This window comes from Cytophagia bacterium CHB2, from assembly GCA_030263535.1.
In the GTDB taxonomy this organism is placed as follows: Bacteria; Zhuqueibacterota; Zhuqueibacteria; order Zhuqueibacterales; family Zhuqueibacteraceae; genus Coneutiohabitans.
Genome location: SZPB01000330.1, coordinates 1 through 10,193, shown reverse-complemented (window position 1 = coordinate 10,193; position 10,193 = coordinate 1). Strand labels below are relative to the sequence as shown.

Below are 10,193 nucleotides of genomic sequence, written 5' to 3'. Positions count from 1 at the left end.
TGCGCTTTCTGCAACGACGATCAATCACGAAGATATAGATCAAATCAGCCCCGAGGCCAGACCGCTTGCGCTGGAGACGACTTTCATCGCGCCGCTTGATCGCCAGAATGTTCGCGTGCATCCCGGTGAATCCGTACGGGTTGATGTCGTGGTGCGTTCACGCGCTGTCGGACACAGCTTCCCGGCCGGGGTCTCGGATATGGCCGAAGCCTGGTTGGAATTCAAAGCGATCAATGATCTTGGCCAGGTCATTTTTTGGAGCGGCGGATCAACGGTCGATTTGCAGCGGGTCGATCCTTATGCACACCGATATGGCGCCGTTATGGTGGACAGCACAGGCCAGCGTGTCTATCATTATGAAAGTTGGAAGGCGCACGGCGTGGCCGCCCTCAATCTTCTGCCGCCCAATGGCGTGGACGTGGTTCGATACCGTTTTAAGATTCCGCCCAATCCCGGCAATAACATCCAGCTCATCGCAAAATTGCATTACCGGAAATTTTCGTCTGCGCTCACTTCTGTCAATGGCCAGCGAACCGGCGTTGCTATTCCCGTCATCGAAATGGCGCATGCCGAAGCGCATCTGGGCGTGGAATACAATCTCATGCACCGCCATTTTTATATGGAAAGTTACATGCCCGAAGACATGCCCCGCTGGAATGATTATGGCATCGGGCTATGGCGGCAACACGATCTGCTGGGCGCCGAACGCGCCCTTCTGCGCGCCAGCCAGCATGCGCCGCTGGAGCATAATCCCTGGATCAACCTCGGCATGGTTTGGTTGAAAAGCGGGCGCCTGGAGCAAGCGAAAACGACGTTGTTGCATGCGCTGTCGCTTGCGCGGAATTCTTCGCGCGCACACTTTTTTCTCGGCCTGGCTTATAAGAGTGAAGGCAATTATTCCGCGGCGCTGGACGAAATGAAAAATGCGCTTGATGGGCACCAAAATGACCGCGAATTGCGCATCGAGATTGGCCGCCTTTATTATTTGATGCAGGATTATACGCGCGCCATTCGCGCCTTCAAAAAGGCGTTGCTCGTCGATCCGGAGGATCCGACCGTGTATTTTTATTTGCGGGAAACGTATCGCGCCGATGGCGATGGCGAAAACGCCCAAAAAATGGATCAACTTTATCTGAAGTTCCGCCAGGATGAAAATATGGAGCAACTGTTGCAACAGACGTTGACGCACCAGCCCTGGATCGAAGCGCGCCCGCGTGAGTATCATGAACATGCCATCTCTACGCCGCGCTTCTGGAACTCCATCAAAACAAACGCAACGAATGGGCATACCGAAAAATAAAAAACTTGTTTTTGTTTCCTGGGCGGCCAATTGCAGCCGCAGCGACAATCTGGCGCGTTTGCTCGGCGGCGATTCTAAGATGGTTTATGCGGAAAACCTGGGCAGCAATTACGTGACGGTTTGGTTGAAGTATCTGCTGCAAATGTGGATGACCTGGAAGCTGTTATGGCGTGAACGCCCGCAAGTGGTCATGGTCATGGTGCCGCCGGTGTTCATTTGCATTCCGGTTTATTTCTATTGCCTTTTTTTTCGCGCCGGATATGTCACCGATACGCACACCGCTGCGTTCACTATGTCGCGCTGGAAGCCCCTGCTCTTCCTCAATGCCTGGTTCTACCGCCGTGCGCTCATCAACATCGTCACCAACGAGCATCTCGCCCGGCAAGTCGAAGTTTGGAAGGCGCCTGTTATTGTTATCGGTGATTTGCCGGTGCAATTCAAACAGATCGGAAGCTTCCCCAGTAATGGGCATTTCACGATTGCGGTAGTTTGCAGCTACAATCCCGATGAACCGCTCGATAATATTTGGCAGGCCGCGCGCGAGCTGCGCGATATCGAGTTTTACGCCACCGGCAAGCTGAAAGACGTGCCGCCGCAATATGTTCACAGTAAACCCGACAATCTATTTTTCACCGGCTTTCTGCCGGATGAAAAATATGCGGGTCTCATCAAAACCAGTCACGCCGTGATGGTGTTGACCACACGCGATCATACCATGCAACGCGGAGCATATGAGGCCCTGGCGCTCGGCACGCCGATCATCACCTCGGATTGGCCGATCTTGCGCGAGACCTTTGGGCAGGCCGCGGTCTACGTTGACAATTCACCGCAAGATATCGTGGCCTGCATACGAAAGCTGCAAGCCCGCTGGCCGGAAAGCAAAGCGGCTGTGCAACGGCAACGTCAGCAGCGTCTGGAAATTTGGCGTGAAAAAGAACAAGCCCTGCGCACGGCTCTTGCCGCCAAGCTTTCTGCCTGAGCCCTCAGATTGCCATGAGCCACTCAAAACCCGTCTTGTCCCGTTTCAAGCAATATTATAACAGCCTGCCGGAACAATTGGGAGCAGGATTGCTCAAAGACGGGATTTATGAACTGCCCGGAGCTTGGAAATTTTTCACACGTTTGACGCCGGGAGAGCCGGTTTTATTGTTTTGTCCGGGATTGACTTCCGTGGCGTGCGCTTTTGCACGGCATGCTTCACGCGTAGATGTGATCGGTTTGCAAGCCTCCGAGACCGCCTTGCTCACGGAACTGGCGGAATTCAAGACGCTCGGTAATATTCGAATCTTACAGCATGCGGCTGATATATCGGAGACTTATGCAACCATCATCGTGCTACCCAGAAACAGCGCACCGGATATAAAACTGTTGCGCAGCGTGGTCGAAACGTTGACGCAGACTCAAACACGTGAAGCGGATTGGTGGATTCTAGCGCAAGAGTCTTCCGGTCAAGCCCTGACCCGGATTGGCCAATCTCTAAAGCGTAAATTTCTGCACCGCACAAGCAGACAAAAACCTTCTGCGAATGCGCGGCTGTTCCTGTCAAACGATGATTTGATGTCCCGGTCACAGGTGTCGGCGCTTTTTGCCAAGCGCCTGCCGAACATGTGTATGCAATTGCATCTGGCGCCGGCGTTTGTTCATCCCAAATTTATTGCACGGCCGCATCCGGAGCAAAAGAATGGGCACGCCGGCGGGCAAACGATCTGCCGTTGGACCCGGAAAAATTTGGCGGCGCGCAGTGGCGACCGGAGCAGCGGCTTCATGTGCTTGCCGGCGGCAAAGTACAACTCGTGTTGTGCAACGAAGCAATGCCAACCCAGCCCAAGGCTTTATTGAAGCTACCGCTTGTGCCGCACGCGGAAATCCGTTTGCGTGAAAACGCCAAAACACTGACTCGCCTGCGTGAAGCGCAGGAATTGACGGAAGAACAACCAGGCCTTTTTCCGCAGTTGCTGGCGCAAGGCGCGTTCGAAAGTCAGAGCTATCATCTTGAAAGCTTTTTGGCGGGGCGATCTTTGGATCAATTGCCGGCAGCGACCAAGCGCACACCCGCGCAAATTCAAAAGATCTTGCAATGCTGGCTCGCATTGCAAGAGAAGTTTGTCAGGCCGCTGCGAGTCAACGAAACGGTTTTTCAACAAGTTTTTGTAAAGCCGGCACAGGCGGTGCAGGAATGGCTCGAACTCGGAGCTGATGATCGCGCCAGAATGCGCCGCATTTATGATGCCTGGCATAGGCAATTTGCCGATCGCGAACTGGTATTGGGATTGGTACACGGTGATTTTTCAATCAAGAATATCATGGCCGATCCCGGCACGCTCGAAATCACCGGCTTTATCGATTGGGACTTGGCGGATTTTTGCTCGATTCCGTTGATGGATGTCCTGCATTTCTTTATTCGTTTAGATGCGCGTTCGTTTCACGACGCGCCGCCTGCGATTGCCTTGCGTTTGGTCCAAAGCGCGGCGGGCGTGCACCATAACCATTTTCAAAACGTGATGCAGCGCTACGATTACAGGCCGGAAGATTGGATGGGAATCGTCATGCTCTATTGGCAACATCGGTTGCGAGGCTATCTCGGCTCGCCCAAAAATTACAACCCGCGCTTCGTGCGTCGCCAGTTTTTCGATGTGCTCGCTCTGTTTGAGCGCGAAGTTTTTACGGCAAAAACGTTTGCCGGTGCAGGGAGGCACGCGAGTGAAAAGACCGTTGTCTAATCGTGCTGTTGCAGGCTATCGTCCCCGGTCCACGCGCCACAAAACTGGAGATTCTGTGAGTCGTGATGTGAAGACCACCTCATACGGGGCCTTGTTGAAGGAATTGCACAAACGCGGCCTGAAGTATGCCCTGTTGCGCGATCATCCCGAAAAGCTTGGCATGCGCGACCTTGATGTGGTGATCGATTTTACACAACGCCAGGCGTTCGTGGCGTGCTGCGAGCAAAACGGTTTTCGCCTGCTCAAGTCCGGGCGGAGTAACCCGGGCAAGCTCGTCATGTTGTGCTGGAACGAGGCCGGTCCGCAAATTATCGATGTGCATGAACGCTTGATCTATCAGGGTTATGAGTATCTGAATGTCGAAACCCTATTGGCGCGCCGGCGGCTGGACGGGCACTATTATTTCTTGAGCTACGAAGATGAGTTGCTGGCGCTGCTCTTTCACAACATACTCGGCAAGGGTGAAATTCAGCAAAAGCATCGCGGCCGTCTGGAAGAATTGCTGCGTTTGCGTTTGGATGAGGATTATCTCGCCGCCCATTTGCGCGAATTTGGCCTGCAAGAAATTTTGAGCCGGGCGCGGAAAGATTTTGTCAATCTGCGCGAAGATGCCAAAGCCGTGAAGCGTTTGCGCAGCGCGGCGCTCCGCTCGCTGCGCTTCAAGCCCGCGAGCAATGCCCTGCGGCGCGTGCGCATGTTCCTGTTTGGCTTTTGGGAGAAATGGTTCGGCCCGCGCCGCGGCGCATTGATTGTGTTTGTCGGCCCGGATGGTTGCGGCAAAAGCTCAATCACTTCTGCCCTGCGCCGGGAATTTCGCAGCGCTACGATTACGACAGATATTGTTTATCTCGGGCCCTGGGGCCAATACAAACTGCCGTTCATCAAAATTCTAAATGCGCTGCATATTAAACCGTACCGTCCCGAAGACAAGGCAAAGTATCGCAACCGGAAAATTCAACACAAAACGCCGGGGGCGTTCAGCCGTTTCTGGCGGGACCTCAAGGGTAGAATTTTTTATCTCGCGCTGGCCGCGGAGTTGTGGTTTCGCTATGTCGCCTTCGTGTTGCCCAAATTGCGGCGCGGACGCATCGTGCTGGCAGATCGCTATGTTTATGATATTCTCATCGGTTATAAAAACCGCCCGATGGATTATTTCAACGGCATTCGCCAATGGATTTGCCGTACCTATCCGCAGCCGGATCTCGTTGTGCTGCTCGATGCCACGCCCGAAATCATTCATGCGCGCAAGCCGCAATTCAACGTGTCGCAACTCGTCGATATCCGGCAACGCTACCAGGAGCTTGGGCGCACGCTCGACTTTCATACGCTCGACACCAGCGTCAGCGTATCGACTTCACTCGCTTTTTTCCGGCGCCATCTGCTGCCCAAAGTTTTGCAATCCTTGAAAACCTGAGCGGAACGCGACAGATTCCGCAAGCCATTTTACAAGAAACGAGTACATGTCCAGTAAGAATAGAAGTGTCGGTGAGCAGGCCAAAGAAGGGATTTTTTATAACGCGCTCACGCGCCTGAGCGGCACGTTTTTTCAATTTTTCTCCAGCGTCATACTCGCCCGGCTGCTGGCGGTGGAAGACTTTGGTGTCATGCAAATTGCAACGATGTTGCTCGGCTTCACCACCAAGTTTGGCGAGTTCGGCTTTAACATGGGGCTTATTCAACGGCGCGAGGAGGTGGGGCCGGAACACGTGAATACCATGTTCTGGATGGATCTTGCGCTCAAGCTCTTTCTCTTTGCCGTTATTATAGTGGCATTGCCCTTCTTGGTGGAATATTTCCATGAGCCGCGTTTGTGGCAAGTCATGCCCGCCGTTGGGGTTTATATGCTGCTCGATACGCTCTCGAACCCCAGTTCTACGCTGCTCAAGCGCCAAATGCGGTTTAAAGAGCAGGCCAAGATTGACATGCTTGACCGCGTGATCGAAGTGTTCAGCTCCGTCACGCTCGCTTTCATGGGATTTCACGTGTGGAGCCTGATTCTGAGCAAATGGCTCGGCGTCTCCGTGGCCGCGGTGTTAACGGCGCGCGCAGCCGGCTGGCGGCCGCGTTTCATTATCGACTTCAAAGCCAGCAAAGAGCTGTTCCATTTCGGCGGCTGGGTTTTCGTGAGAAACTTGTGCCGTGAAATGGCGGAAAACGTCGATTACTTCTGGATCGCCCGCCATCTCAATACCACCCAGCTCGGCTATTACTCGAAAGCCTATGATTTGATGCGGCTGCCGCAAAAGCGCATCAGCCAGGCTTTCAACTCCGTGCTGTTTTCCGCGTTCTCGCGCGTGCAAGATCAACCGGAAAAAATCAAAGCCGGATTTGAAAAAGTTTTAACCACTGTGTCGCTCGCCAGCTATCCGTTGCTCATCGGCATGATGCTGGTGGCGCCGGAATTCGTGTTTCTGGTTTATGGCGAAAAGTGGATGCCCATGGCGCTGCCGCTGCAGATCATGTGTTTGGCCGGAATTCTGCGCTCGATCGATCCGTTTTTAAACTCGGTCATTACCGCCACCGGTTATGTCAAGCATACGGCATATCGGCGATTCATTGAGTTCGGTTTACTCGCCGGCGCAACGTATATCGGCGTGCAATATGGCATTGTCGGCGTGTCCATTGCCGTGCTGGCGGTGGCATTCATCGTCATGTTTCTCATGGTCAATTTGCTCAAACGTGTGGGTGCGGTGGGATGGCGGGAGTATCTCTTGCCGCAAATGCCGGCGGTCGGCGGCAGCGTGGTCATGGTTATCGCCGTTATGGCGTTTCGCTTTCTGATGCAGGATTTTCTCGGCGCAAATTCGATTTGGCTGCTGCTGGGCATGGTTGTAACCGGAGGGCTGTCTTATGTCGGCGTGCTGTGGCTGGCGCGGCCCAAGCGCGTCATGACGTTGCTGGGAGAATTGTCCGGTGATATTGCCAAATACACCAAAAAGTATCGCAAAAAGCTTGCGGGCTTGGCGCCTTCCGCGTCAAAGTAGGACGCCACGGAATATAACGGTTTACGCTTCAAAAGAGGAGTGAGGGTATAGTTTAACTCAGCGGGTCAAGGCCTGAAGCGCGCAGCCGGGCCTGATGATTCTTCCATTACCTTGAGGTTACAAAACTGTGTCAGCTCGCGTTCTCGTCATCGTTACCATTTTCGTCGCCATGCTGGGCTGGACGCTGCGCCGGCCTTTTGTCGGCGTTTGTGTTGTGGTGGCGCTTTTTCATTTGAATCTGAGAGTCTTGGGCACGGGACTGGAAGATATTCGTTTTCAGTTTTATGCCACCCTGGTGTTGATGATATCTTATTTCATCAATCAAGAAACGTTGAATCGCATACCCTCGCCCACGTATCCGCCGATGCGATGGCTGATTGCTTTTACCGCGATGACGTTCATCACCAGCGCTTGGGCGGTTGACTCTGGGCATGCCTTTGAGAGCGCGTTTGAGTTCTCGAAAATCATCGTCTTCTCGTGGTTCATGAGCAAGATCATCAAAACCGAGAAAGAGCTGCGCATCCTGCTGTATGTGATTTTTGCGGGCTGCTGGTATACCTCGTTTATGGCGCAATGGGGCGTGGAATGGAATATTATCGATGAAGTCGAGATCGGCGTGGCCACCGGCGGCAGCGGCACGCACCTTATGATGTTTTTGCCGCTGATGATCCTGATGGTGATTTATGGCAACTGGAAGGAGAAACTGTATGCCGGCGCCATCATCCCCTTTGTGCTGAATTTTTTGCCGAATACGGAATCCGGCTCGCGGTCGACTTTTCTGACGCTGATAACGGTGAGCGTCATGTTGTTACTGTTTTTGCCCGGACGCATGCGGCTGAAAGCTTTGCCCCCGATGATTATCGGGGGATTGCTGTTTATTTTCGTCTTGACCCCGCCGGGCTATTTTGAATACATGATGACGATTCTCGATCCCAGCTCCGAAAGCTCGGCGGCCTCGCGTGCGCTTATCAACGAAGCAAGTTTCAAAATCATTCAGGAATATCCGCTGGGAATCGGTTATGACAATTATCCCATTGTTTCGATGAAATATTTGCCGGATGAAGCGCTTACCGATTTGGGCACGCGCGATGCCCACAATAGCTTCCTCAAAATCACATGTGAATTCGGCATCATCGGATTTATTTTTTGGGTCATGACAGCGCTTATGACCTGGAGATTTTTTCGCAAAGTGAGAAGAACGCTGAAAAGCGGCGGCGCCCGGCCCACGACCCTCCAGCTCAGCGCCATGTCTTTCGAAATCGGGTTGATCAGCATCTTTCCCGGCCTGTGGACGCACAATTATAACCAGCTCGATTCCCTGTATTGGATGGTCGCATTGAGCGGCGTGCTTTATACCTTGCAACAGCGGCAAACGCCTGAAGCGGAACCGGCGCAAAGCACGAAGCCGCCCTTGCCGGCCAAAGCGCCCGGGGTATTGCCGCCGCCTAAAAAGCCGGCGATCAAAGCTGCGACGGTTTGAGAACGTTGTGATGCGATCATCAAAACGAAGCCGTTTAAGCCCAACATAATATCGTGATGAATTTGACGCTCAAAAAAAATGTTTATGCCGGCCTGCGCCGCCTCGGGGTCTATCGCTTTTTGCGGTGGTGGCATCGCAAGCAAGCCGTCATTTTGACGTATCACGGCGTGATCTCAAACGGCGACGATAGTTATCTCAATCGTAACAGCCTTTCAGCGGAAATGTTCGACCAGCAAATGGCCTATCTGAAACGGCACTATCACATCATGTCATTGCCGGAATTGGTGCGCCGTTTGGTTGCGCGCGAGCCGTTGCCGCCATATGCCCTGGTTATCACATTCGATGACGGCTTTTACAACAACTATGCTGTCGCCGCACCGATTCTGCGAAAGTATGATCTGCCCGCAACGATTTTTTTGACCACGGCTTTCATCAACAGTCCGCAATTAGGATTGTGGACCGAGCGCGTGGACTGGCTTTTGCAAACCGCCACCACCGCGGGCTTGGCATTCGCGATGGACGGCGAAGTGCAGCATCTGGCTTTGCAAACGACGCGCGATCGCATCATTGCCTCGGATTTGGTGCGCGGTTATCTCAAGCGGCTTCCCCCCAAAGCGCGTGAAGAGGCCATTGCAAAATTGGCGGAAGAGATCGGCGTTGTGCGAGATCTTGATGGCGGGGTGGCAGAACGATATGCTTTTTTAACATGGGATCAGGTGCGGGAGATGCAGCAATGGCGCATCAGCTTCGGCTCGCACACGCATACCCATTCCATTATGTCGGGTTTGAGCCTGGCGGAGGCGCATTTTGAGCTGAACGAATCGCGCCATTTGATTGAATCCGAATTGGGCGCGCCCTGCACGATTTTCAGCTATCCCAACGGCTCGGCGCGTGATTTCGGCAAACGTGACATTGAACTGCTGCGCAAGCTGGGATTCGTTGCGGCCACCAGCCAGCTTCCGGGATTCAATGATCACAAGACCAATCTCTATGCCTTGCGGCGCATCAATATCTCGCGCCACCGGGATTTCAATTATTTCCTGGCAAAAATTTCAGGAATGCATTCGCATGTCAGCTACAAAGCTTGAGCGTTACGCCGTCACCGTGCGCCGCGGCGATCGAAAAGAATTCGAGGAGAGCGGCGCATGCTGATTACATTTTCCGGCATGGTCGGCAGCGGCAAATCAAAAAATGCGCAAAACACGCTGCTGCTGCTGCAAGAGTTTGGTCATGCGCCGCATTATTTGCGTTTTCGCATGCTGGGGTGGTGGCAACTGTTCAATCCGCCCTCGCGCGCGCCCTGGCAAATGCGGGAAGAATCGTCTTCGGAAAAGCCGTCGCGGCCGCTCATGATGGGCTCCCGCAAGCGCCGGCTCGGCCTCGACAAACGCTTAACCACATTGGTGTTTGTCGGGTATTTGCTGCGCATTCTCCGTTTTCGGATTTATCGTTTTCTGTATCATCGCCATGATTTATTGGTTCTGAATCGCTACTTCTACGACAATCTCGCCCAGTTTCGCGCCGCGAATGCGCGCGAGCAGAAGTATTTGCGCCTGCTGCTCGACGCCATTCCCAAGCCGGATCTGGCCTTTTTGATGGTGGTGCGCCCGGAAACGGCGTTGCAGCGGCGCGCGAGTTATCACCGCCACGAACTGCAACAGCTTGCGGAAAATTATGCCCGCATCCAAAAACAGATCAGCCGGCTTATG

The 10,193-nt window shown here is 53.6% G+C and carries 9 protein-coding genes; all 9 read left to right on the top strand.

Annotated elements, in window-relative coordinates; all coding sequences use genetic code 11:
• Window positions 1-1,300, top strand: a 1,300-nt coding sequence (locus FBQ85_23720; protein ID MDL1878148.1) for a tetratricopeptide repeat protein, incomplete at its 5' end; no start/stop codon positions are given.
• Window positions 1,224-2,279, top strand: coding sequence for a glycosyltransferase (locus FBQ85_23715; GenBank protein ID MDL1878147.1), 1,056 nt, complete (start codon window positions 1,224-1,226; stop codon window positions 2,277-2,279). The genes FBQ85_23720 and FBQ85_23715, both read left to right, overlap by 77 nt.
• A 14-nt stretch (window positions 2,280-2,293) precedes the next feature.
• Window positions 2,294-3,139, top strand: coding sequence for a hypothetical protein (locus tag FBQ85_23710; GenBank protein ID MDL1878146.1), 846 nt, complete (start codon window positions 2,294-2,296; stop codon window positions 3,137-3,139).
• Complete coding sequence (locus tag FBQ85_23705) at window positions 3,112-4,020, top strand: hypothetical protein (protein ID MDL1878145.1); 909 nt, start codon at window positions 3,112-3,114, stop codon at window positions 4,018-4,020. Before FBQ85_23710 ends, FBQ85_23705 begins: the two co-directional genes overlap by 28 nt.
• 67 nt (window positions 4,021-4,087) lie before the next feature.
• Window positions 4,088-5,434, top strand: coding sequence for a hypothetical protein (locus FBQ85_23700; GenBank protein ID MDL1878144.1), 1,347 nt, complete (start codon window positions 4,088-4,090; stop codon window positions 5,432-5,434).
• A gap of 46 nt (window positions 5,435-5,480) precedes the next feature.
• Window positions 5,481-7,004, top strand: a complete 1,524-nt coding sequence (locus FBQ85_23695; GenBank protein ID MDL1878143.1) for a lipopolysaccharide biosynthesis protein — start codon at window positions 5,481-5,483, stop codon at window positions 7,002-7,004.
• A gap of 127 nt (window positions 7,005-7,131) precedes the next feature.
• On the top strand, window positions 7,132-8,484 hold the full coding sequence (locus FBQ85_23690; protein MDL1878142.1) for a hypothetical protein: 1,353 nt from the start codon (window positions 7,132-7,134) through the stop codon (window positions 8,482-8,484).
• A gap of 56 nt (window positions 8,485-8,540) precedes the next feature.
• Entirely contained in the window at window positions 8,541-9,572 is a 1,032-nt protein-coding gene (locus FBQ85_23685; protein ID MDL1878141.1) for a hypothetical protein, read from the top strand.
• A gap of 57 nt (window positions 9,573-9,629) precedes the next feature.
• On the top strand, window positions 9,630-10,193 hold a 564-nt coding region (locus tag FBQ85_23680), incomplete at its 3' end, for a hypothetical protein (GenBank protein ID MDL1878140.1).